Here is a 22,473-nt window from a genome sequence, read left to right on the forward strand (position 1 = left end):
TGGTGTGGCCGCTCAGTTAATTCTTCGCAAAGATGATTTTTTTGCCTCCGCGAGTCAGGCCGTCGCGGTGGCCGACCGCTACCCGCAAAATGTCTTTGCCGAGCATACCCACGAGTTTTGCGAGCTGGTGCTGGTATGGCGCGGCAACGGCTTACACATCCTCAACGACCGGCCCTACCGCATCACGCGTGGCGATTTGTTTTACATCCGCGCCGAAGACAAACACGCTTACGCCTCGGTTAACGATCTGGTGTTGCAGAACGTTATCTACTGCCCGGACAGGCTTAAACTGAATGTCGACTGGCCGACCCATATCCCCGGTTTTCTCAATGCCAGATGCGAACCCCACTGGCGCTTAAGCAGCAACGGCATGGCTCAGGTGCGCCAGACGATCGCCCAGCTGGAGCAGGAGAGCCAGAAGCACGATCCCGTGGCAAATTCGATGGCGGAACTGCTGTTCGCCCAGCTGGTGATGACCCTCAAACGTCATCGTTACGCGACCGATAACCCCTCCGCAACCGTCCAGGAAGCGCTGCTGGACAAGCTGATTGCCCGGCTTGCGGGCAGCCTGAACAAAAGTTTCGTGCTGGAAACGTTTTGCGAGCAGGAGCAGTGCAGCGAGCGCGCGCTGCGCCAGCAGTTCCGCACCCAGACGGGGATGACGGTGAACCACTACCTGCGCCAGCTGCGCATCTGCCACGCCCAGTACCTGTTGCAGCATACCGAGCTGATGGTCAGTGAAGTGGCGATGCGCAGCGGATTTGAGGACAGTAATTACTTTTCGGTGGTGTTTAACCGCGAGGTGGGGATGACGCCGGTTCAGTGGCGTCATCGCAGCCGAAAGGCAGCGTAATCAGTTCGCCATGCCGAGGCCTACGATATTGGCCGCGATAATAATCACCACGCAGCCCAGGCTCAGCACGCCCACCGGACGACGCCCGGCGTTATTCCACTCCTTCAGTACCAGCCCAACCAGTCCGCCACACAGCACGTAGAAGCTCATGTGCAGCATCCAGCTTATGTAATCGTACTGCGGTGGAATGCTGGCGTGGCCCCAGGCGTAGAAAAAGAACTGCAGATACCACATGAGGCCGCCCAGCATCGATAGCAGCACATTGGTGATGATTAAGGATTTTGCCAGTGAGAAATCGGCTTTTACCGACAAATCCTTCACTTTTGCCAGACGAATGAAGCAGAAGCCGAGGTTTACCAACGCGCCGCCGCCCATGATCACCACGTAGCTTGGCAGCGCCACGTACAGCGGGTCGACGCCCAGCGCGGCGGCCGCTTCGTGCATGGGTTTTGCGGCGTTCATGGCGAACGACATGCCCGCCGAGAAGATGCCGCACATCACTGCCAGCAGCAGCCCCTTCTTCAGGTTAAAGTCTTCGGCTTTGATGCCCATCTTGCGCTCTTTCAACTGTCCCGCGCGGGTGACGATACCCACGCCTATCACCGCGACAAGCACGCCAAGCAGCGTCATTTGCCCGCCTTTGGTGTTGAGCAACACGTCGACATTGCCGTTAAGAATGGGCGTCATCAGCGTGCCGACGATGAGCGTAATGCCAATTGCGATACCAATACCCATCGACATCCCGAGATAGCGCATGGTCAGGCCGTAATTGATGTTGCCGATGCCCCACATCGCACCGAACAGAAACACTGGCAGCAGGGTGGAGGCACTGAAGGAAGTAAAGTAGCCCCAGAAATCCGGAAGCAGAATGGCGCTAATGGTCCACGGCAAAATCAGCCAGGACACGGTACCGCCAACTGACCACATGGTTTCCCACGACCACCCTTTCACCTTTTTAAACGGGGCATAGAAACAGGCTGCGCTGGCCGCGCCTATCAAATGCCAGAAGATACCCATCGTAATCGCATGATTCATTTTTACGTCCTCATCGTTTTTATAGCCGGTGGCTTCCCCCCGGCTTGATGAGTGTAAAAATTAAGCAGTTCAGGAACCTTCAGACGGTTGCCGCAATTTTGTTTTGGATGGCAATCAGCACGTTAACCGGGTGAGCAGACTCACAATTTTGCGATAAGGCAAAAAACAAATAACCTTATAAAAACTACGGCATTGATAATCATTTTCAATATCATTTAATTAACTATAATGAACCAACTGCTTACGCGGCATTAACAGCTGTGCCGCCCGACAATAATGGAGAGGATTATGAGTTATACACTGCCATCCCTGCCGTATGCCTACGACGCACTGGAACCGCATTTCGACAAGCAGACGATGGAAATCCATCACACTAAACACCACCAGACCTATGTGAACAACGCGAACGCCGCGCTGGAAAGCCTGCCAGAGTTCGCTAACCTGTCTGCTGAAGAGCTGATCACCAAGCTGGACCAGCTGCCAGCGGACAAGAAAACCGTTCTGCGTAACAACGCTGGCGGCCACGCTAACCACAGCCTGTTCTGGAAAGGCCTGAAGACCGGTACTACCCTGCAGGGCGACCTGAAAGCGGCTATCGAGCGCGACTTCGGCTCCGTTGACAACTTCAAAGCGGAATTCGAAAAAGCCGCTGCAACCCGTTTCGGCTCTGGCTGGGCGTGGCTGGTTCTGAAAGGCGACAAGCTGGCGGTAGTGTCTACTGCTAACCAGGACTCCCCGCTGATGGGTGAAGCAATTTCTGGCGCATCCGGCTTCCCAATCCTGGGTCTGGACGTGTGGGAACACGCTTACTACCTGAAATTCCAGAACCGTCGCCCGGACTACATCAAAGCGTTCTGGGACGTGGTGAACTGGGACGAAGCAGCAGCGCGTTTCGCCGCTAAAAAATAAGGTTGCATTGACGCCTGTGAGAAGCGAGTCTTATGACTCGCTTTTTTTGTATCTGCGTAATGGAGGCAGCAATGCATTATCCGGTGAACGTGTTTACAGGCAAGGTAAGGGAGTACGACGGCAGCCGCCCGAGTGCCATCGCCAAAATTCAGGTCGACGGTGAGCTGACGTTAACCGACCTCGGGCTTGCGGGTGACGAGCAGGCCGAAAAGAAAATCCACGGCGGGCCCGAGCGCGCGCTGTGCCACTACCCGCGTGAACACTATCAGCACTGGAAAACCGAGTTTCCCGAGCAGGCGGATCTCTTCGTCGCCCCCGCGTTTGGCGAAAATCTTTCCACCGAAGGGCTCACCGAAAAGAACGTGTTTATCGGTGATATCTACCGCTGGGGCGATGCCCTGATTCAGGTGACGCAGCCACGCTCGCCGTGCTTTAAGCTCAACTACCACTTCGGTATTCAGGATATGTCGGCCCAGCTGCAAAAAGCGGGTAAAACCGGCTGGCTGTATCGCGTGGTGCTGGCTGGGCAGGTTTCAGCGGACGCACCGCTTGAACTGGCGTCGCGCCTGAGCGATGTGTCCGTTTATGACGCCTGCGCCATTGCCTGGCATATGCCGTTTGACGACGAGCAGTATCACCGCCTGCTGTCGGCGGCGGGGCTATCAACCAGCTGGACAAGAACGATGCAGAAGCGGCGTTTAAGCAATAAGATCGAGGATAATTCGCGGAGATTGTGGGGGAAATAGTCTTCCAGGAAAGTAGGCCGGGTAAGGCGAAGCCGCCACCCGGCACTAAAAGCTACGAACGCTTATACAACGGTAGCCACAGCGTTAACCGTAGTCCACCCAGCGGACTGTCATCGGCTTTCACCCAGCCGCGGTGCTGCTGCATGGCGGTTTCAACAATCGCCAGCCCCAGCCCCGTACCGCCCGATTCCCGGTCGCGCGCTTCGTCGGTACGGTAGAACGGACGGAAAATCTGCTCGCGGTCTTCCGGGCTCACGCCAGGACCGTCGTCATCGACAATGACGGTAATCCCGTCTTTATCCACCGAGAACGCCACCTCAATCTTCGTATGCGAGTAGCGAAGAGCGTTACGCACGATGTTCTCCAGCGCGCTTTCCAGCGTGTTGGGGTTACCGTACAGCGGCCACGGGCCCGGCGGGAAGTTGACGGTGAAGGATTTACCCATCTGTTCCGCTTCGAACGCCGCGTTGTCCAGCACCTCGTGCCAGAGGTGATTCGCTTTCACCGTTTCGCTGACCAGCGCGTTTTTCTGCTGATTGCGCGACATGACCAGCAGGTCGTTGATCATGCTGTCCAGGCGATGCGCTTCCGTTTCAATACGCTCCAGCTCTTTGCTCTCACCGCTGCGGCGGCGCAGCAGCGCGGTGCCAAGCTGCAAGCGCGTAAGCGGGGTACGCAGCTCGTGCGAGATATCCGACAGCAGACGTTGCTGCGCGGTCATCATGCGATCGAGGGCGCTCACCATCTGGTTAAAACTGGTTCCGGCGGCAAGGAACTCCTGCGGCCCGGCTTCCAGTTCAGGGTGTTGTCGCAGGTTACCCTGCGCCACCTCATCGGCGGCATTCTTCAGCTTACGCGCCGGTTTTGCCAGGCTCCACGCCAGCCATAACAGCAGCGGCGAGCTGACCAGCATGGTGACAATCAGCAGCAGGAGAGGGCGGTCAAACAGCAGGTTGATAAAATCAGACTGGGAGTTGCTCGCCGGACGGATCAGGTAGAGCTGATAATTATCCTCTCCGTCCCTGACGGAGAAAGGCCCCACCATCTCTACGCGGCCATATTTCTTCTTCTGGGGATGATCGGCGTTATCCGCCTGGCCAATGAAGTTGCGGATAATCTGCATTTCATTGCGATCGGCCCCAATCACGCGGCCTTCGCTGGTTACCAGCAGCAGGCGTTGTCCGGGCGGCGCCCACTTGTCGATAGCGCGAAACAGCCTGCGCCACCACATTAAATCGTTCGGCGGATCGTTTGCCAGCTCGGCTTCTACGTGCTGCTCGATCATCACGCCCTGACGTTGCTCGCTGTCGAGAAGCTCCGTCATCTGGCGTGAGTCGAGTTTTGGCAACATCAAAACGAGCATTAAAACCAGTGCCAGCGTCAGCCAGAAGATGGCGAAGATGCGGGCGGTTAAGCTTCCTATCATGAAGCGGAAACCATCAGATAACCGCGACCACGCAGAGTTTTAAACCATGGGTGACCGTCTTTACGCTCCGGCAGCTTACGGCGCAGGTTAGAGATGTGCATGTCGATGGCACGGTCAAACGGGGTGAGGCGTTTGCCCAGCACTTCCTGGCTTAGATGTTCACGCGAAACCACCTGGCCGAGGTGCTGCGCCAGCAGATACAGCAGGGTGAACTCCGTGCCGGTCAGTTCCAGCGTCTGGCCATCAAAGCTTGCTTCCTGACGGCCCGGGTTCAGGCTCAGGGAATCGACTTCAAGGGTGGGTGAGCTGTTGTCGGTATTTTGCTGCTGCTCGCTCCAGTGCGAACGGCGCAGGATAGCGCGAATACGGGCAACCAGTTCACGGTCGTTAAACGGCTTCGGTAAATAGTCATCCGCGCCCAGCTCGAGGCCGAGTACGCGGTCAAGTTCGCTGCCGCGCGCGGTCAGCATGATTACAGGAGTCTGGTGTGTCTGGCGAAGCTCTTTCAACGTATCAATACCGTTTTTCTTCGGCATCATCACGTCGAGCAAAAGTAAATCGATGCTGTCGTCAAGGAGACTCAGCGCCTGCTCGCCATCATGGGCAACCAGGACGTTGAAACCTTCCATGTCGAGCAACTCCTTTAAAAGGGATGTGAGCTCTCGGTCATCATCAACTAACAGGATTTTATTCATTGTTTAAATACCTCCGAGGCAGAAATTACGACATCAAGGCTATCTAATCCATGACTTTACGTTGTTTTACACCCCCTGACGCATGTTTGCAGCCTGAATCGTAGACTGTCTCTCGTTGAATCGCGACACGAAAGATTTTGGGAGCAAGTGATGCGCAAAGTTACCGCTGCCGTCATGGCCTCAACGCTGGCGTTCAGTGCGTTTAGCCAGGCTGCTGAAGCTATCATCAGCGATAACAGTCCCTTACAAGAGGGTGCAACGCAGAACAGCAGCCAAAGCCATATGTTTGACGGCATAAGTTTAACCGAACATCAGCGTCAACAGATGCGAGATCTGATGCAGAGGGCACGACACGACCAGCCCCCTGTTAATGTTAGCGAAATGGAGACAATGCATCGCCTTGTCACCGCAGAAAATTTTGACGAAAGCGCTGTACGCGCTCAGGCCGAAAAAATGGCACAGGAACAAGTTGCCCGCCAGGTAGAGATGGCGAAGGTCCGCAACCAGATGTTCCATCTGCTAACGCCCGAGCAGCAAGCGGTTTTGAACACTAAACATCAGCAGCGAATGGACCAGCTGCGTGAGGTTGCACGGATGCAGCGAAGCTCAGAAACGTCGTTTTTCAGTAGCAATAGCAGTACCCGTAGTAACCAGTAAACCCTGTTTTCCTTGCCATAGACACCATCCCTGTCTTCCCCCACATGATGTGGGGGTTTTTTTTGCCCCGCATCCGCCCTGTTAACCGTTTATTCATCCTTAGACTCCCCATGCTTCCGTTATAATAGCGGCATGACATGACAGGAGCGTTTATGAATCAATCCTATGGAAGACTGGTAAGCCGGGCCGCCATTGCGGCAACCGTCATGGCCTCCAGCCTGTTACTGATTAAAATCTTTGCCTGGTGGTATACCGGCTCGGTCAGTATTCTGGCGGCGCTGGTGGACTCGCTGATGGACATTGCCGCCTCGTTGACCAACCTGCTGGTGGTGCGTTACTCGCTGCAGCCAGCGGATGAAGAGCACACGTTTGGGCACGGCAAAGCGGAGTCGCTGGCCGCGCTGGCGCAAAGTATGTTCATTTCCGGTTCTGCGCTGTTCCTGTTTCTCACTGGCATTCAGCATCTCGTCTCGCCGACGCCGATGAACGATCCCGGCGTGGGCGTGATTGTGACGATCGTTGCGCTTATATGCACACTTGTTCTGGTAACGTTCCAGCGTTGGGTTGTTCGCAAAACGCAAAGTCAGGCTGTACGGGCGGATATGCTTCATTATCAATCTGATGTTATGATGAATGGGGCTATTCTCATTGCGCTCGGTCTGGCCTGGTATGGCTGGCATCGCGCCGATGCGTTATTTGCGTTAGGGATTGGTATCTATATTTTATATAGCGCCCTGCGGATGGGGTATGAAGCGGTGCAATCACTGCTTGACCGCGCCCTCCCGGACTCAGAACGTAATGAAATTTTTTCTATCGTGACCTCCTGGCCCGGCGTCAGCGGTGCACACGATCTTCGAACGCGGCAGTCAGGGCCGACCCGCTTTATTCAGATTCATATTGAAATGGAAGACAACCTGCCACTGGTTCAGGCTCACGTTATTGCTGAGCAGGTCGAGCAGGCGATTTTGCAGCGTTTTCCTGGTTCAGACGTCATCATTCACCAGGATCCCTGCTCGGTTGTACCCGGTCATGTTGGGCTTTCGTAATTCGTTGTAAAAAAGTGAGCCAGGCCAGCATTTTGTGTATAAATTACCGCCGTTTGGTCTGACCTGAATCAATTCAGCTGGAAGGGATTGATATACTATTTGCAGTATTCGTTGGTCGATAAGTTTCTTCCGGCAACAGATTTCAATTTTGCATTCCTAAGTTCAGAGGTAGTCATGATTAAGAAAATCGGTGTGTTGACAAGCGGCGGTGATGCGCCGGGCATGAACGCGGCAATTCGTGGTGTTGTCCGTGCAGCGCTGACGGAAGGCCTGGAAGTTTTTGGCGTTTATGACGGTTATCTGGGCCTGTATGAAGATCGTATGGTTCAGCTCGACCGTTACAGCGTGTCTGACATGATCAACCGTGGCGGTACTTTCCTCGGTTCCGCGCGCTTCCCGGAATTCCGTGATGAACACGTTCGTGAAGTGGCTATCGAAAACATGAAGAAACGCGGCCTGGACGCCCTGGTGGTTATCGGTGGTGACGGCTCCTACATGGGTGCAAAACGTCTGACCGAAATGGGCTTCCCGTGCATCGGTCTGCCGGGCACCATCGACAACGACATCAAAGGTACTGACTACACTATCGGCTTCTTTACTGCGCTGGGTACCGTTGTTGAAGCGATTGACCGTCTGCGTGACACCTCTTCTTCTCACCAGCGTATCTCTATCGTTGAAGTGATGGGCCGTTACTGTGGCGACCTGACGCTGGCGGCAGCCATTGCGGGCGGTTGCGAATTTATCGTCGTGCCAGAAGTCGAATTTAGCCGTGAAGATCTGGTGGCTGAAATCAAAGCGGGCATCGCGAAGGGTAAAAAACACGCGATCGTGGCTATCACCGAGCATATCTGCGACGTTGACGAGCTGGCGAAGTACATCGAAGCCGAAACCAAACGCGAAACCCGCGCGACCGTACTGGGTCACATCCAGCGCGGCGGCTCCCCAGGCCCTTACGACCGTATTCTGGCGTCCCGTATGGGCGCGTACGCTATCGATCTGCTGCTGCAGGGTCACGGCGGCCGCTGCGTCGGTATTCAGAATGAAAAACTGGTTCACCACGACATCATCGACGCCATTGAAAACATGAAGCGTCCGTTCAAAGGTGACTGGCTGGACTGCGCGAAAAAGCTGTACTGATTCTCCTGGCCCTCTTCTTTCGCGAAGAGGGCCATTATTCCTCTACGTTATAGCCAATCTTTTTTTATTCTTTAATCCTCGAATCGCTTTCTGGCACGCTGCATTCATCAAAACACTACACAAGAGAGCTGGGCGATGAATAAATGGGGCGTGGGTTTAACATTTTTGCTGGCATCGACCAGCGTTCTGGCTAAGGATATCCAGTTACTGAACGTGTCATACGACCCGACGCGTGAACTGTACGAGCAATATAATAAAGCGTTTGCGGCACACTGGAAGCAGGAAACCGGCGACAACGTGGTGGTTCGCCAGTCGCATGGCGGCTCCGGCAAGCAGGCGACGTCCGTGATAAACGGTATTGAAGCCGACGTGGTAACCCTGGCGCTGGCCTACGATGTTGACGCGATCGCCGAGCGTGGCCGCATCGACAAAAACTGGATCAAACGCCTGCCGGATAACTCCGCACCCTACACCTCGACCATCGTCTTCCTGGTGCGTAAAGGAAACCCGAAACAAATTAAAGACTGGAACGATCTGATCAAACCGGGCGTTTCTGTCATTACCCCGAACCCGAAAAGCTCCGGCGGCGCTCGCTGGAACTACCTGGGCGCATGGGGCTACGCGCTGCATCACAACAATAACGATCAGGCCAAAGCGCAGGAATTCGTGAAAGCGCTGTATAAAAACGTTGAAGTGCTGGACTCCGGCGCGCGTGGCGCCACCAACACCTTCGTCGAGCGCGGGATTGGCGACGTGCTGATTGCCTGGGAAAATGAAGCCCTGCTGGCCACCAACGAGCTGGGTAAAGACAAATTCGAGATCGTGACCCCGAGCGAATCGATTCTGGCTGAGCCGACCGTTTCAGTGGTCGATAAAGTGGTTGAGAAGAAAGACACCAAAGCCGTGGCGGAAGCCTATCTGAAGTATCTGTACTCGCCAGAAGGCCAGGAAATTGCGGCGAAAAACTTCTATCGTCCACGCGATCCGGCCGTTGCGAAGAAATACGAAAGCGTATTCCCTAAACTGAAACTCTTCACCATTGATGACGAGTTCGGCGGTTGGACCAAAGCGCAGAAAGAGCACTTCTCTAACGGTGGCACTTTCGACCAAATCAGCCAGCGCTAACCATTAGCCAATGACACGGTGACCCGGCGTGAGAAATCCGCCGGGTTTTTTATTTGGTCATCATTTTGCGTTACTCTTTTGCCTCTATTGAAAACAGGGAACGCGTTGTGAAAAAAATTATCTTTTTGATCCTCATTGTCATCGCCCTTGCCGCTGGCGGCGTGTACTGGATGAAGGCGGGTAATCCGAATGCGTTGCGACATATCGTTCTCGACCAGTGCGTGCCGAATCAGATCCAGAACCGTAACCCGGCACCCTGTGCGCAGGTGAAAACGGATGCAGGCTATGTGGTATTTAAAGATCGCAACGGGCCGCTGCAATACCTGCTGATGCCAACCTACCGCATCAACGGCACCGAGAGCCCGCTGCTGACCGAAGCGCATACGCCGAACTTTTTCTGGCTGGCGTGGCAGTCGCGCAGCTTTATGACCCTCAAGCGTGGCTCCGAGGTGCCTGACAGCGCTATTTCGCTGACGATTAACTCGCCGACTGGCCGCACCCAGAACCATTTGCATATTCATATCTCCTGCCTGCGCCCGGACGTGCGCGAGAAGCTCAACGCGGCACAGGGAGAAATCAGCACCCAGTGGCTGCCTCTGCCCGGGGGACTGGAAGGACATGAGTATCTTGCTCGCCGCGTGACCGAGAATGAACTGGTCCAGCGCAGCCCGTTTATGATGCTGGCGGAAGAGCTGCCGGAAGCGCGTGACCATATGGGGCGCTTCGCGCTGGCGATGGCGCAGCAATCGGATGGTTCATTTGTTTTGCTGGCGACCGAGCGTAACCTGCTCACGCTTAACCGCGCGTCTGCGGAGGAACTGCAGGATCATCAATGCGCTATCCTGAAGTAACCCCACCATAAATCGCGTTTACTCGGGCTACCTGTCACCGTAGACTTGCTGAAAAATTCTACAGGAGACAGGTATGTCGCTCTGGTTAACGTATCCTCTGCTGCTGCCCTCACTGATCGTTGGCGTCACCATCGTGCTGTGGGCGACGTCGCTATTGCCGGAATTCATCACCGCGCTGCTGTTCTTCACGGCGGCAATGACTGCGAAGATCGCCCCGCCGGAAGTCATCTTCGGCGGTTTTGCCTCGTCGGCTTTCTGGCTGGTATTCAGCGGCTTTGTGCTCGGCGTGGCGATCCGTAAAACCGGACTGGCGGACAGGGCCGCCCGGGCGCTGTCGGCAAGACTGACCGACTCCTGGGTGTTGATGGTGGCGAGCGTGGTGCTGCTGAGCTATGCGCTGGCGTTTGTGATGCCGTCGAACATGGGACGTATTGCGCTGCTGATGCCGATTGTCGCGGCGATGGCAAAACGCGCCGGTATCGCCGACGGCTCCCGCGCCTGGTTCGGGCTTGCGCTGGCGGTGGGGTTCGGGACTTTCCAGCTGTCGGCGACTATCCTGCCTGCAAACGTCCCTAATCTGGTGATGAGCGGTGCGGCGGAAGGCTCGTACGGCATCCATCTGAACTATGTCCCGTATCTGCTGCTGCACACGCCGGTGCTGGGCATTCTCAAAGGCCTGATTTTGATTGGCCTCATCTGCTGGCTATTTCCCGGTAGCCCAAAACCGTCGAAGGAACAGGCGCCGTCTGAGCCGATGGGGCGAGATGAAAAGCGTCTCGCCTGGCTGCTGGCGGTGGTGCTGGGGATGTGGGTCACGGAGAGCTGGCACGGCGTGGGGCCGGCGTGGACGGGGCTGGCGGCGTCGATCATCGTTATGCTGCCGCGCATTGGTTTCATTACCGGGGAAGAGTTTTCTGCCGGGGTGAACATGCGCACCTGTATTTACGTCGCGGGTATTCTTGGGCTGGCGATCGTGGTGACGCAAACCGGTATCGGAACGGCCGTGGGCGAAGCATTGCTCCGGATTATGCCGCTGGATGCAGACAGACCGTTCACCAGTTTCCTGGCGCTGACCGGTATTACCACGGCGCTCAACTTCATTATGACCGCCAACGGCGTGCCTGCGCTTTACACCACGCTGGCGCAGAGCTTCTCGGACGCGACCGGTTTCCCGCTGCTGTCAGTGATCATGATTCAGGTGCTGGGCTATTCCACGCCGCTGCTGCCGTATCAGGCGTCGCCGATTGTTGTGGCTATGGGGTTAGGAAAGGTGCCTGCAAGGGCGGGGATGGTGCTCTGTCTGGCGCTGGCCATTGCAACGTATCTGGTGCTGCTGCCGCTGGATTATTTGTGGTTTAGCGTATTAGGCCGTTTGTAGCGGTTTTGTAAGGCGGGTGAACGCGAACGCCACCCGCCCAAAGGCAATTATGCCTGTTTAGCCGCTTCTGCCGCTTTAACGATCACCGCGAAAGCGTCAGCTTTCAGGGATGCACCGCCAACCAGCGCGCCATCGATGTCTGGCTGGGTGAACAGCTCCGCAGCGTTGGAAGCGTTTACGGAACCGCCGTACTGGATAATCACTTGCTCAGCGACTTTCGCGTCGGCTTTAGCAATGTGGTCACGAATGAATTTGTGAACCGCCTGAGCCTGCGCAGGGGTTGCAGATTTGCCGGTACCGATCGCCCAGACTGGCTCGTAAGCGATTACCGCGCCTTCGAAAGCTGCCGCGCCCTGGGTTTTCAGCACTGCGTCGATCTGACGTGCGCACACTTCTTCGGTTTTGCCCGCTTCGTTTTCCGCTTCGGTTTCACCGATGCACAGAACCGGGATCAGACCCTGCTCTTTCAGCACGGCGAATTTCTTCGCGATGAACTCATCGGATTCTTTGTGATAGGTGCGACGCTCTGAGTGGCCAATGATGATGTATTTCGCGCCGATATCTTTCAGCATTTCAGCGGAGGTTTCACCGGTGAACGCGCCAGACAGGTTAACGTCAACGTTCTGCGCGCCCAGAATGATGTGGCTGCCGTCAGCGGCGTGTTTAGCCAGATCCAGATACATATCCGGCGGAGCGATAGCAACCGCGCAGCCCGTCACGCCAGCCAGCTCTTTACGCAGGTTCGCAACCAGCTCGTTTACCATGTGGCGGCTGCCGTTCAGTTTCCAGTTACCCATCACTAAAGGATGTCGCATTTCAATTCTCCACGCTCAATAAGCGAATTAAGGAATATGGCCACCCTGTCGGGCAGCATGGTCTGTGAATCAGTATAGAGATTTTCCCTCGAAAGGCTTTGCTTTTTGTCATTAATTCGCCCCGCCGAGGGTGTCAGATAGTGCCAGCTTAATCGGTTCAACAGCGAAGGTCAGTCCTTTTTCGCCGTTGTCCGCCACAACATAGCGGATCGCGCCTTCGGTATCGGTGTAGTAACGCTTGTTTTTACCCGCGGCCAGCAGTTTTTGCAGCTTTTGCTGGCTTTGCTTTTTCGTCAGCGCAGGGGTAAAGGCCTGCAATACCGCGCTCATGTACTCCAGCGCTTTCGCCTTAGCAGCTTTCTGCTCTGGACCCTGTATCGGCAGCCAGGTGATCTGCATGCTTTTAATTTTTAACGTTCCGCGCTCCAGCGCCGTCGAAGCATACAAATTCTCGTTAATCTTGCTTGCCGCACGGGTCAGCGTGGGGGTATCGCGTGAGCCATCAATGGCGCGAAACTCATCCAGCGGCAGCGTGGGGTTGGTCTGATTGAACGCTTCACGAAACTGGCTGATGGACTGATCGAACGACGGCGCGCCCGCCAAAAGATACGGTGCTGTGGTCGGGGCTGTGGTTTCGGCGGCGTGCAGGGGATAACCCGCGCTGAGCAGCGCTAAACACAGGAAAAGAGAACGTGCCGAACTTTTCATCAACATTGCCCCTGGCCGTAAGTGCTCATGATTAAAACGATATCTGGTCGGCTTGTCAAAAGGTCACAACTCCAGGGTAAAATGCGCGCTATACGATAATAAGGAACCTTACATGACCATACAGCAGTGGCTGTTTTCATTCAAAGGGCGTATTGGACGCCGTGATTTCTGGATCTGGATGGTGACGTGGGTTGTCGCCATGCTGCTTCTGTTTTTCGTTGCTTACAATGCCTGGCTGAGCACGCAAACGGCGGCCTTCGCGCTGGTCTGCCTGCTATGGCCAACGGCGGCGGTTGTCGTAAAACGGCTGCACGATCGCGGACGTTCCGGTGCGTGGGCATTTCTGATTATTCTGGCGTGGATGCTGGTGGCCGGAAACTGGGCGATGCTGCCGTCCATCCTGCCGTGGGTCGTGGGCAGGCTGCTGCCGTCGGTCATCTTCGTAATGATGATTGTCGATCTGGGCGCGTTTATTGGCACCCAGAGCGAAAACAAATACGGTAAAGACACCGTTGAGGTGAAATACCGCTGATCACCAGTAGTGTTCGGCGGTCATATGGCCCGGTCGACGGCGAAGATGTTTCGTCATCTGCCGGGTATCCTTCAGAAGCTGCTGCGTGTCCCGCACCATCTGCGGGTTGCCACACAGCATGACGTGGCTGGTTTCAGCGTTCAGCGGCAACCCCACCGCGTCTTCCAGGGCTCCACTCTCAATTAGCGCCGGCACGCGGCCGGTAAGCGCTCCTGCTACGGTTTCACGGCTCACCACCGTCTGAATCTTTAACTTTCCGCCGTACTGCTGTTCCAGCGCCTGCATTTGCGGCAGATAGCTCAGGTCTGCAGCGTAGCGCGCAGCGTGTACCAGCACGATGTTTTTAAAGCGCTCCAGATCTTTGCCGTACTGCAAAATAGAGAGATAAGGGCCAATGGCCGTACCGGTTGCCAGCATCCAGAGCGTGTCACAATCAGGGATCTCTTCGAGCACAAAGAAGCCTGCCGCTTCACTCACAATTTGCACTTCGTCGCCGGGCTTAAGGGCGGCAAGGCGCGGGCTGAGCTTACCGTCGGGAACGGTGACCAGATAGAACTCGAGATCCGGGTTATCAGGCGCGTTAACGTAAGAGTAGGCGCGCTGCACGCGCTCGCCGTCGACATCCAGCCCCAGCTTCGCAAATTGCCCGGCTTTAAACGGGTGAACGGGAGCATGTACGGTGAGACTAAATAGAGCATCGGTCCAGAACTGTACCTTTGTGACTTTACCTGTTACCCAGTCCGCCATGATCTTCTCCTGTGCTGTTTCTCTGTTCTATCTTCCGTACTTGTGGTGACAATTTCCAGCCCGTCAGGGCCGGAAAGCTCTATCGATCAAACGGTTTTACAGAATGTGCGTCTGCACGTCCGGGTCTTTGCGGTCGAGATAGTGGATAGACTGGATGCGGCGAATGGTGCGTGATTTACCGCGGATCAGCAGCGTTTCAGTGGTGGCCATATTGCCCTTGCGGGTGATGCCGTCCAGCAGATCGCCTTTGGTGATGCCGGTCGCCGAGAAGACAACGTTATCGCTACGCGCCATCTCGTCCAGCGCGAGCACTTTATTGGCCTCGATGCCCATCGCTTCGCAGCGCGCCAGCTCGTTTTCCCCAATACGGCGGTTCTCTTCGCTGTCGCCTTTCACCTCATGGCGGGGCAGCAGGCGGGCCTGCATATCGCCATCCAGCGCGCGGATCACTGCCGCAGAGACCACACCTTCCGGCGCGCCGCCGATGCCGTACAGCACGTCTACTTCGCTGTCCGGCATGCAGGTCAGGATCGAGGCGGCAACGTCACCGTCAGGGATGGCAAACACGCGCACGCCGAGCTTTTGCATCTGCGCGATAGTGGCGTCGTGGCGCGGTTTCGCCAGAATGGTGACGGTGAGTTCGCTAAGGGGTTTGCCAAGGGCTTTGGCGATGTTGTGCAGGTTCTCTTCCAGCGACAGGCTAAGGTCGATTGCGCCTTTTGCGCCCGGACCGACAATCAGCTTTTCCATGTACATGTCCGGCGCGTTGAGGAAGCAGCCCTTATCGCCCACGGCCAGCACCGCTAGCGCATTGGCCTGACCCATCGCCGTCATGCGGGTGCCTTCGATCGGGTCGACCGCGATATCCACGGCATCGCCTTTGCCGGTACCGACTTTTTCACCGATATAGAGCATCGGCGCTTCGTCGATCTCGCCTTCGCCGATCACGATGGTGCCGTCAATGTTGACCTGGTTAAGCACAATGCGCATGGCATGGACGGCCGCGCCGTCTGCGGTATTTTTGTCGCCACGACCCAGCCATTTATAGCCTGCGAGGGCGGCCGCTTCGGTGACGCGGGAAAACTCGATAGCAAGTTCACGTTTCATGAGGTACTCGTACAATCAAAAGGAATTGCACGAAGTTTATCACAGAGTGGGGAGGGGGGTTTTAAGTCCCCTCTCCCCTATGGGGAGAGGGTTAGGGTGAGGGGGATTACTCGTCGTGCTCTTCCCACGCCAGGGCGCGTTTCACCGCTTTTTTCCAGCCGCTGTAGCGGAAGTTACGCTCGGTGGTTTCGATGCCCGGGCGGAATTCGCGTTCGATAACCGCTTTTTCCTGCAGCTCGTCCAGGTTCTGCCAGAAGCCTACCGCCAGACCGGCAAGGTACGCCGCGCCCAGCGCCGTGACTTCACGCACTTCAGGGCGCTCAACGCGGGTGCCCAGAATGTCGGACTGGAACTGCATCAGGAAGTTATTCGCTACCGCACCGCCGTCCACGCGCAGGGCGTGCAGACGAATGCCGGAGTCAGCCTGCATCGCTTCCAGCACGTCGCGCGTCTGGTAGGCGATGGATTCGAGAGTAGCGCGAATAATGTGGTTAGAGTTCACACCGCGCGTCAGGCCAAAAATTGCGCCGCGTGCATACGGATCCCAGTACGGTGCGCCCAGACCGGTGAACGCAGGCACCACGTACACGCCGTTGGTGTCTTTCACTTTGGTCGCGAAGTACTCGGAATCGAACGCATCGCTGATGAGCTTCATCTCGTCGCGCAGCCACTGAATGGACGCACCGGCCATGAACACCGCACCTTCCAGCGCATAGTTCACTTCGCCGCGCGGGCCGCAGGCGATGGTGGTCAGCAGGCCGTTTTCTGATTTCACCGCTTTCTCACCGGTGTTCATCAGCATAAAGCAGCCGGTGCCGTAGGTGTTCTTCGCCATCCCTTCCTTGACGCACAGCTGGCCGAACAGCGCCGCCTGCTGGTCACCGGCGATACCGGCGATAGGAATACGGGTGCCGCCCTTACCGCCGATGTTGGTCTGGCCGTACACTTCTGAAGACTTACGCACTTCAGGCAGCATCGCGCGCGGAATGTCCAGCGCGTCCAGCATCTTGTCATCCCACTCCAGGGTGTTGATGTTGAACAGCATGGTACGCGAGGCGTTGGTGTAATCGGTGACGTGAACGCGTCCCTGGGTCATCTTCCAGATAAGCCAGGTATCGACGGTACCGAACAGCAGCTCGCCGCGTTTAGCACGCTCGCGTGAACCTTCTACGTGGTCGAGGATCCATTTCACTTTGGTGCCGGAGAAATACGGGTCAACCACCAGACCGGTGGCGCTGCGCACGTACTCTTCCATACCGTCGCGCTTCAGCTGTTCGCAGATCTCGGATGTACGGCGGCACTGCCAGACGATAGCGTTGTAAATGGGCTTACCGGTTTCGCGCTCCCAGACCACGGTGGTTTCACGCTGGTTGGTGATACCGATGGCGGCAATCTCGTCGGAGCTGATGTCGGCTTTTGCCAGCACTTCGACCAGCGTGGAGCTTTGTGACGCCCAAATCTCCATTGGGTCATGCTCTACCCAGCCTGGACGAGGATAAATTTGCTCAAATTCGCGCTGTGACACGCTGACGATGTTCGCGTCATGATCCATTACGACAGCGCGGGAGCTGGTAGTGCCCTGGTCGAGCGCAACGATATATTTTTTTTCGGTCATGGTATGTGTCCCGTAGTCAGATTACAGCGAAGCTTTTTGTTGTGCGGTAGAAGTCGTTTCCTTCTCCTCTTCCACACAGGTGTCGCACGGTAAGTGGCGACCAATTAATTTGCGATAGCCGAATGCACCCAGCGCCGCCCCTACGATTGGCCCGAACAGCGGAACCAGGAAGTAAGGAATGTCTTTGCCACCGGTGAAGGCGACGTCGCCCCATCCAGCGAAGAAGGCGAAGGTTTTTGGCCCCAGGTCACGCGCCGGGTTCATCGCGAAGCCGGTCAGTGGACCCATTGATGCGCCGATAACCGCAATCAGCAGGCCAATCAGCAGCGGGGCCAGCGGGCCACGCGGAATGCCGTTGCCGTCATCGCCCAGCGCCATAATGACGCCCATCAGAATAGCGGTAATCACCATTTCAACTGCGAACGCCTGCACAAAATTGATATGCGGGTTCGGATAGGTTGAGAAGATGCCAGCCAGATCCAGACTTTCGACGCTGCCGCGCACCATATGATGCGTCTGTTCGAAGTCGATGAAAAGATTGTAATAAAGCCCGTAAACTAACGCCGCTGCGCAAAAGGCGCCGGCAAACTGAGAAATGATGAAAGGAACAACTTTGCGTCCATCGAAGCACGCGAACAGCCACAGCGCGATGGTCACAGCCGGGTTAAGATGTGCACCGGAAACTCCTGCAGTCAGGTAGATGGCCATCGCCACACCCAGACCCCAGATGATACTGATTTCCCACTGACCAAAACTGGCACCCGCCACTTTCAGTGCAGCGACACAGCCCACTCCGAAGAATATCAACAACCCGGTACCAAGGAACTCGGCAATGCACTGGCCTTTTAAGGTTGATGTCTGACTCATAATCGGAATCCTGAAGAGATGAATGTTTATTGTTAGCATGGCCGCCCGTGACAGCCACGATGCCCTGTAGACATAGTGTTAATTTATCGTTAACGAGCAAAAACGAGAAATATCGAAATCAAAATGTGTGGTCTGTGTCAATAAAATGAGCGTTTTCGCGCCATAAAGCACATTTTTGCATCAGTACAGGAATGTGAGCTGAATCATTTCATTAACGAATCAGTTAACAATTTAGGGGTATATGACGCGAACACACCAGGACCAGACCTAAAAGTGTTGCAAACCGCGATCTGCGCGGTGTGTCGCTGGACACAGAGCGCCGCGCTCCATACAATCGACGGTATATGTCGTGCGCGTTTATGTTAAAGCGTCGCCTTGCAATTCAGGAGAGGTAGCATCATGTCTTTAGAAGTGTTTGAGAAACTGGAATCGAAAGTACAGCAGGCGATTGACACCATCACCCTGCTGCAGATGGAAATTGAAGAGCTGAAAGAGAAGAACAACAGCCTGGCGCAGGAAGTTCAGAACGCTCAGCACGGCCGCGAGGAACTGGAGCGCGAAAACAACCAGCTGCGCGAACAGCAGAACGGCTGGCAGGATCGCCTGCAGGCGCTGCTGGGACGTATGGAAGAGGTCTGATCTTCCTAACGGATCGCGAATCCCGAGTGACAAAAAAACCGCCACGTTGCTGTTGGCGGTTTTTTTATGGTTCTCGCTGACTTTTTACTACTCGATATCCAGCGGGTCTTCGGAAAGGATAATGCCGGTATTATCGGCGTAGAGATGGTCCCCGGAGAAGAAGGTCACGCCGCCGAAATTGACGCGCACGTCGCTTTCGCCGATGCCGTCACCCGCTGCCCCTACCGGTATGGCCGCGATGGCCTGAATCCCGATATCCAGGTCTTCCAGATCGTCCACCTGGCGCACGGAACCGTACACCACAAGGCCTTCCCACTCGTTCTGCACGGCAATGCCAGCCAGTTCAGCATCAATTAACGCACGGCGCACGGAACCGCCGCCGTCGACCACCAGAACGCGACCGCGGCCATTCTGTTCGAGCAGATCGTACAGCAACCCGTTGTCCTCGAAACATTTCACCGTGACGATTTGACCGCCAAACGACGACCTCCCACCAAAGTTGGAGAACAGCGGTTCAACGACGTTGACATCTTCCTGGTAGATGTCACAAAGCTCGGAGGTATCGTATTTCATAGGTTTAACGCTCAGTTGCTGCGAATGTGTTCAGTATATCGTGCGAAATGCGTTGTTGGCAAAATCATCAATTGTTAATTGATATTTGTCAGCTAACTGAGCGTCTGGCTTAACACAATCCCGATGACGAACAACAGGTTAGTCAGCAACGCGCCTTTTACCGTGCGCTCCAGCATCGGCGGCATGGCGGACGGACTGAGTTCACGCATCACAAAGCGGGCCTGCTTAATGAGCAGCGGCGCGGCAAGCACAAACAGCCAGCCCCACAGGCTCTGCAAGGAGATCAGGTTAAACAGCGCCAGGCAAACCAGCGCGCCAATGAGCAGGCAGGCGTGATAGCGGCGCGCATTGACCGGCCCCAGACGAACCGCCAGGGTGTTTTTGCCGTTCTCGCGATCGCTGTCGATATCGCGCAGGTTATTGATGTTGAGCACCGCCGTCGCCAGCAGACCGCAGGCGGTCGCGGGCAGGAACAGGGCAGGGATCACCGTATGCGCCTGCAGGTACCAGCTTCCCATCACGCTCAGCCAGCCGAAGAACACCAGTACGGAGATATCCCCTAACCCAATATAACCGTAAGGACGCGTGCCGACGGTGTAGGTGATGGCCGCGATAATGGCCAGTAAACCCAGCACCAGGAAGCCAATAAAATCGCTGGTGGTCTTAGATGCCACCGTCACCAGCCCCAGGCCGGATACGCAGATCAGCGCCACGGTGATAATCAACGCGCGTTTCATCTGCGCCTGGGTAATCACCCCTTTCTGCATTCCGCGCAGCGGCCCTATGCGGTCCGGCTTGTCGCTGCCTTTTACCGCGTCGCCGTAGTCGTTGGCGAGATTGGAGAGGATTTGCAGCAGGCCCGCGGTAATCAGTGCCAGCGCGGCGACCAGCGGATCAAAATAACCCTGCCACCAGGCAAGGGCGGTACCGACGATAATCGCGGCGAAGGCCAGAGGAAGTGTTTTAGGGCGCAGACTTTCGAGCCACGCCTGAGTACGGCTGATGTCAGTCATAAGTATTTAGCCAATAAAAATGGGGGCATTAGCCCCCATTAAACGTGATGAGAATCCAGTAACCGCGATTATAGGATAAAACGGCTCAGATCTTCATCTGCCACTAACGCATCCAGATGTTTACTCACATATTCTGCGTCAATGGTAACGGTTTGACCGTTCAGGTCGCTCGCGTCGTAAGAGATATCTTCCACGAGGCGTTCCAGCACCGTGTGCAGACGACGCGCACCGATGTTCTCGGTGGTTTCGTTGACCTGCCATGCGGCCTGGGCAATACGCTTGATGCCGTCTTCGGTGAACTCGAGGTTCACGCCTTCGGTCGCCATCAGCGCTTTGTACTGTACGGTAGCAGAGGCGTTTGGCTCGGTCAGGATACGTTCGAAATCTTCGGTGGTCAGCGCCTGCAGCTCAACGCGAATCGGCAGACGCCCCTGCAGTTCGGGGATCAGATCCGACGGGCTGGCAACCTGGAAGGCACCTGATGCGATAAACAGGATGTGGTCCGTTTTCACCATGCCGTGCTTGGTGGAGACGGTGCAGCCTTCAACCAGCGGCAGCAGGTCACGCTGAACGCCTTCGCGGGACACGTCCGGGCCGGAGCTGTTGCCGCCGCGCTTACAAATTTTGTCGATTTCGTCGATAAACACGATACCGTGCTGCTCAACCGCGTCGATAGCGTCCTGCTTCAGCTCTTCCGGGTTTACCAGCTTCGCCGCTTCTTCTTCAATCAGCAGCTTCATCGCGTCTTTGATTTTCAGCTTACGCGTTTTTTGCTTCTGGCCGCCCAGGTTCTGGAACATGGACTGCAGCTGGCTGGTCATCTCTTCCATGCCCGGAGGCGCCATGATTTCCACACCCATTGGCGCGGCAGCAAGATCGATCTCAATCTCTTTGTCGTCCAGCTGGCCTTCACGCAGCTTCTTGCGGAACGCCTGACGCGCAGCGGACGGTTCCGCCTGCTGCTCTGCCTGGCCCCAGTTGTTCTTTGCCGGTGGGATCAGCACGTCGAGAATACGCTCTTCCGCCATCTCTTCCGCACGATAGCGGTTTTTCTCGATCGCCTGGACGCGCACCATTTTGATCGCCGAGTCGGTCAGATCGCGGATGATGGAGTCCACTTCTTTACCCACATAGCCCACTTCGGTGAACTTGGTGGCTTCAACTTTGATGAACGGCGCGTTAGCCAGCTTCGCCAGACGACGGGCGATTTCGGTTTTACCGACGCCGGTCGGGCCGATCATCAGAATGTTTTTCGGCGTAACTTCGTGGCGCAGCTCTTCGTCAAGCTGCATACGACGCCAGCGGTTACGCAGAGCGATAGCCACGGAACGCTTGGCGTTATCCTGGCCGATAATGTGTTTGTTCAGTTCGCTGACAATTTCGCGTGGGGTCATTTCAGACATGGGAGATCCTTACGCTTTGGAGGTCAATTCTTCGATGGTGTGGTTGTGGTTGGTATAAATGCAGATATCACCTGCAATATCCAACGCCTTCACCGCGATATCACGCGCGTTCATGTCGGTATTTTCCAACAGCGCGCGGGCTGCAGCCTGGGCATAAGGGCCGCCAGAGCCAATGGCAATCAGGTCATTTTCCGGCTGAATCACGTCACCGTTACCGGTGATGATCAGCGAGGCGGTTTCATCGGCCACGGCCAGCAGCGCTTCGAGCTTGCGCAGCATGCGGTCGGTACGCCAGTCTTTCGCCAGCTCAACGGCAGCTTTCACCAGATGACCCTGGTGCATTTCCAGTTTGCGTTCAAACAGTTCAAACAGCGTGAAGGCGTCCGCCGTGCCGCCTGCAAAACCGGCGATCACTTTGTCGTTGTAGAGACGGCGCACTTTCTTCACGTTGCCTTTCATGACGGTATTACCCAGCGTGGCCTGGCCATCACCGGCGATTACCACATGGCCGTTACGGCGTACACTTACTATTGTTGTCACGAGCAGACCCCCTGGTTACAGAATCGGGAAACAGAAGCCCTGAGCCTGTGCTCAGG

General features: G+C 55.9%; 24 protein-coding genes. 11 read left to right on the forward strand and 13 right to left on the reverse strand.

The genetic code is table 11. The features are described from left to right. Positions 1 to 4: 4 nt before the first annotated feature. The gene (rhaR, locus tag NUX24_RS17810; protein WP_214577554.1) at positions 5 to 853 is read left to right on the forward strand and encodes an HTH-type transcriptional activator RhaR; all 849 of its coding nucleotides are present in this window, start codon (positions 5 to 7) and stop codon (positions 851 to 853) included. Here rhaR and rhaT read toward each other — a convergent pair whose 3' ends face one another. Next, entirely contained in the window at positions 854 to 1,888 is a 1,035-nt protein-coding gene (rhaT, locus tag NUX24_RS17815) for an L-rhamnose/proton symporter RhaT (protein WP_047653003.1), read from the reverse strand. 288 nt (positions 1,889 to 2,176) lie between these two features. Between rhaT and sodA the strand changes: the two genes are divergently transcribed. Continuing rightward, the gene (gene sodA, locus NUX24_RS17820) at positions 2,177 to 2,797 is read left to right on the forward strand and encodes a superoxide dismutase [Mn] (protein ID WP_004203668.1); all 621 of its coding nucleotides are present in this window, start codon (positions 2,177 to 2,179) and stop codon (positions 2,795 to 2,797) included. A gap of 71 nt (positions 2,798 to 2,868) precedes the next feature. Further along, positions 2,869 to 3,543, forward strand: coding sequence for a 6-hydroxyaminopurine reductase (yiiM, locus tag NUX24_RS17825; RefSeq protein ID WP_193805342.1), 675 nt, complete (start codon positions 2,869 to 2,871; stop codon positions 3,541 to 3,543). A gap of 52 nt (positions 3,544 to 3,595) precedes the next feature. Here the strand turns inward: yiiM and cpxA are convergent, their stop codons facing one another. Beyond that, a complete protein-coding gene (gene cpxA / locus NUX24_RS17830; protein ID WP_023309731.1) occupies positions 3,596 to 4,969 on the reverse strand; it encodes an envelope stress sensor histidine kinase CpxA in 1,374 nt (457 codons plus the stop codon). After that, the gene (gene cpxR / locus NUX24_RS17835; RefSeq protein ID WP_006179159.1) at positions 4,966 to 5,664 is read right to left on the reverse strand and encodes an envelope stress response regulator transcription factor CpxR; all 699 of its coding nucleotides are present in this window, start codon (positions 5,662 to 5,664) and stop codon (positions 4,966 to 4,968) included. The genes cpxA and cpxR overlap by 4 nt, the downstream gene beginning before the upstream one ends. 150 nt (positions 5,665 to 5,814) lie before the next feature. On the opposite strand from cpxR, the gene cpxP reads away from it, so the two are divergent. The 6 genes from cpxP to NUX24_RS17865 all read left to right on the forward strand — a co-directional run bounded on the left by cpxP (position 5,815) and on the right by NUX24_RS17865 (position 11,858). Continuing rightward, positions 5,815 to 6,321: a cell-envelope stress modulator CpxP gene (gene cpxP, locus NUX24_RS17840; RefSeq protein WP_023309730.1), complete on the forward strand. Its 507-nt coding sequence runs from the start codon at positions 5,815 to 5,817 to the stop codon at positions 6,319 to 6,321. Between the two features lie 152 nt (positions 6,322 to 6,473). Then, a complete protein-coding gene (gene fieF, locus NUX24_RS17845) occupies positions 6,474 to 7,367 on the forward strand; it encodes a CDF family cation-efflux transporter FieF (protein ID WP_047653007.1) in 894 nt (297 codons plus the stop codon). Positions 7,368 to 7,541: 174 nt separating this feature from the next. Next, positions 7,542 to 8,504: a 6-phosphofructokinase gene (gene pfkA, locus NUX24_RS17850; RefSeq protein WP_023309696.1), complete on the forward strand. Its 963-nt coding sequence runs from the start codon at positions 7,542 to 7,544 to the stop codon at positions 8,502 to 8,504. Positions 8,505 to 8,639: 135 nt separating this feature from the next. Beyond that, positions 8,640 to 9,629 (forward strand): sulfate ABC transporter substrate-binding protein, encoded by a 990-nt coding sequence (locus NUX24_RS17855; RefSeq protein ID WP_047653008.1) that lies wholly within the window; start codon positions 8,640 to 8,642, stop codon positions 9,627 to 9,629. 107 nt (positions 9,630 to 9,736) lie between these two features. Next, entirely contained in the window at positions 9,737 to 10,480 is a 744-nt protein-coding gene (locus tag NUX24_RS17860; RefSeq protein WP_257833189.1) for a CDP-diacylglycerol diphosphatase, read from the forward strand. 73 nt (positions 10,481 to 10,553) lie between these two features. Further along, positions 10,554 to 11,858 carry an SLC13 family permease gene (locus tag NUX24_RS17865; protein ID WP_257833191.1) on the forward strand — a complete coding sequence of 435 codons (1,305 nt, stop codon included), beginning with the start codon at positions 10,554 to 10,556 and terminating at the stop codon, positions 11,856 to 11,858. 47 nt (positions 11,859 to 11,905) lie between these two features. On the opposite strand, the gene tpiA is transcribed toward NUX24_RS17865, so the two are convergent. Both tpiA and NUX24_RS17875 read right to left on the reverse strand, forming a co-directional pair. Further along, positions 11,906 to 12,673, reverse strand: coding sequence for a triose-phosphate isomerase (gene tpiA / locus NUX24_RS17870; protein ID WP_014172206.1), 768 nt, complete (start codon positions 12,671 to 12,673; stop codon positions 11,906 to 11,908). 111 nt (positions 12,674 to 12,784) lie between these two features. Further along, a complete protein-coding gene (locus NUX24_RS17875) occupies positions 12,785 to 13,381 on the reverse strand; it encodes a DUF1454 family protein (RefSeq protein ID WP_047653016.1) in 597 nt (198 codons plus the stop codon). Positions 13,382 to 13,493: 112 nt separating this feature from the next. Between NUX24_RS17875 and NUX24_RS17880 the strand changes: the two genes are divergently transcribed. Next, complete coding sequence (locus NUX24_RS17880) at positions 13,494 to 13,913, forward strand: DUF805 domain-containing protein (RefSeq protein WP_023293600.1); 420 nt, start codon at positions 13,494 to 13,496, stop codon at positions 13,911 to 13,913. On the opposite strand, the gene fpr is transcribed toward NUX24_RS17880, so the two are convergent. The 4 genes from fpr to NUX24_RS17900 all read right to left on the reverse strand — a co-directional run bounded on the left by fpr (position 13,914) and on the right by NUX24_RS17900 (position 18,249). Beyond that, the gene (gene fpr / locus NUX24_RS17885) at positions 13,914 to 14,660 is read right to left on the reverse strand and encodes a ferredoxin--NADP(+) reductase (protein ID WP_029739198.1); all 747 of its coding nucleotides are present in this window, start codon (positions 14,658 to 14,660) and stop codon (positions 13,914 to 13,916) included. It abuts the gene before it with no gap. A 96-nt stretch (positions 14,661 to 14,756) separates the two neighbouring features. Continuing rightward, positions 14,757 to 15,767, reverse strand: a complete 1,011-nt coding sequence (glpX, locus tag NUX24_RS17890) for a class II fructose-bisphosphatase (protein WP_047653017.1) — start codon at positions 15,765 to 15,767, stop codon at positions 14,757 to 14,759. A gap of 106 nt (positions 15,768 to 15,873) precedes the next feature. Continuing rightward, complete coding sequence (gene glpK, locus NUX24_RS17895; RefSeq protein WP_023333857.1) at positions 15,874 to 17,382, reverse strand: glycerol kinase GlpK; 1,509 nt, start codon at positions 17,380 to 17,382, stop codon at positions 15,874 to 15,876. 21 nt (positions 17,383 to 17,403) lie between these two features. Further along, positions 17,404 to 18,249 carry an MIP/aquaporin family protein gene (locus NUX24_RS17900; RefSeq protein ID WP_010436934.1) on the reverse strand — a complete coding sequence of 282 codons (846 nt, stop codon included), beginning with the start codon at positions 18,247 to 18,249 and terminating at the stop codon, positions 17,404 to 17,406. A gap of 399 nt (positions 18,250 to 18,648) precedes the next feature. On the opposite strand from NUX24_RS17900, the gene zapB reads away from it, so the two are divergent. Then, entirely contained in the window at positions 18,649 to 18,888 is a 240-nt protein-coding gene (gene zapB / locus NUX24_RS17905; protein ID WP_010436935.1) for a septal ring assembly protein ZapB, read from the forward strand. An 87-nt stretch (positions 18,889 to 18,975) separates the two neighbouring features. Here zapB and rraA read toward each other — a convergent pair whose 3' ends face one another. The 4 genes from rraA to hslV form a co-directional block, all read right to left on the reverse strand. Continuing rightward, the gene (rraA, locus tag NUX24_RS17910; protein ID WP_023309687.1) at positions 18,976 to 19,461 is read right to left on the reverse strand and encodes a ribonuclease E activity regulator RraA; all 486 of its coding nucleotides are present in this window, start codon (positions 19,459 to 19,461) and stop codon (positions 18,976 to 18,978) included. 92 nt (positions 19,462 to 19,553) lie between these two features. After that, positions 19,554 to 20,474: a 1,4-dihydroxy-2-naphthoate polyprenyltransferase gene (gene menA / locus NUX24_RS17915; protein WP_126331007.1), complete on the reverse strand. Its 921-nt coding sequence runs from the start codon at positions 20,472 to 20,474 to the stop codon at positions 19,554 to 19,556. A gap of 68 nt (positions 20,475 to 20,542) precedes the next feature. After that, positions 20,543 to 21,877, reverse strand: coding sequence for an HslU--HslV peptidase ATPase subunit (hslU, locus tag NUX24_RS17920; RefSeq protein WP_008501803.1), 1,335 nt, complete (start codon positions 21,875 to 21,877; stop codon positions 20,543 to 20,545). Between the two features lie 9 nt (positions 21,878 to 21,886). Next, entirely contained in the window at positions 21,887 to 22,417 is a 531-nt protein-coding gene (hslV, locus tag NUX24_RS17925) for an ATP-dependent protease subunit HslV (RefSeq protein ID WP_008501802.1), read from the reverse strand. Between the last annotated feature and the right edge of the window lie 56 nt (positions 22,418 to 22,473).

It is taken from the genome of Enterobacter sp. HG048 (assembly GCF_024702055.1).
Taxonomy (GTDB): Bacteria; Pseudomonadota; Gammaproteobacteria; order Enterobacterales; family Enterobacteriaceae; genus Enterobacter; species Enterobacter dykesii.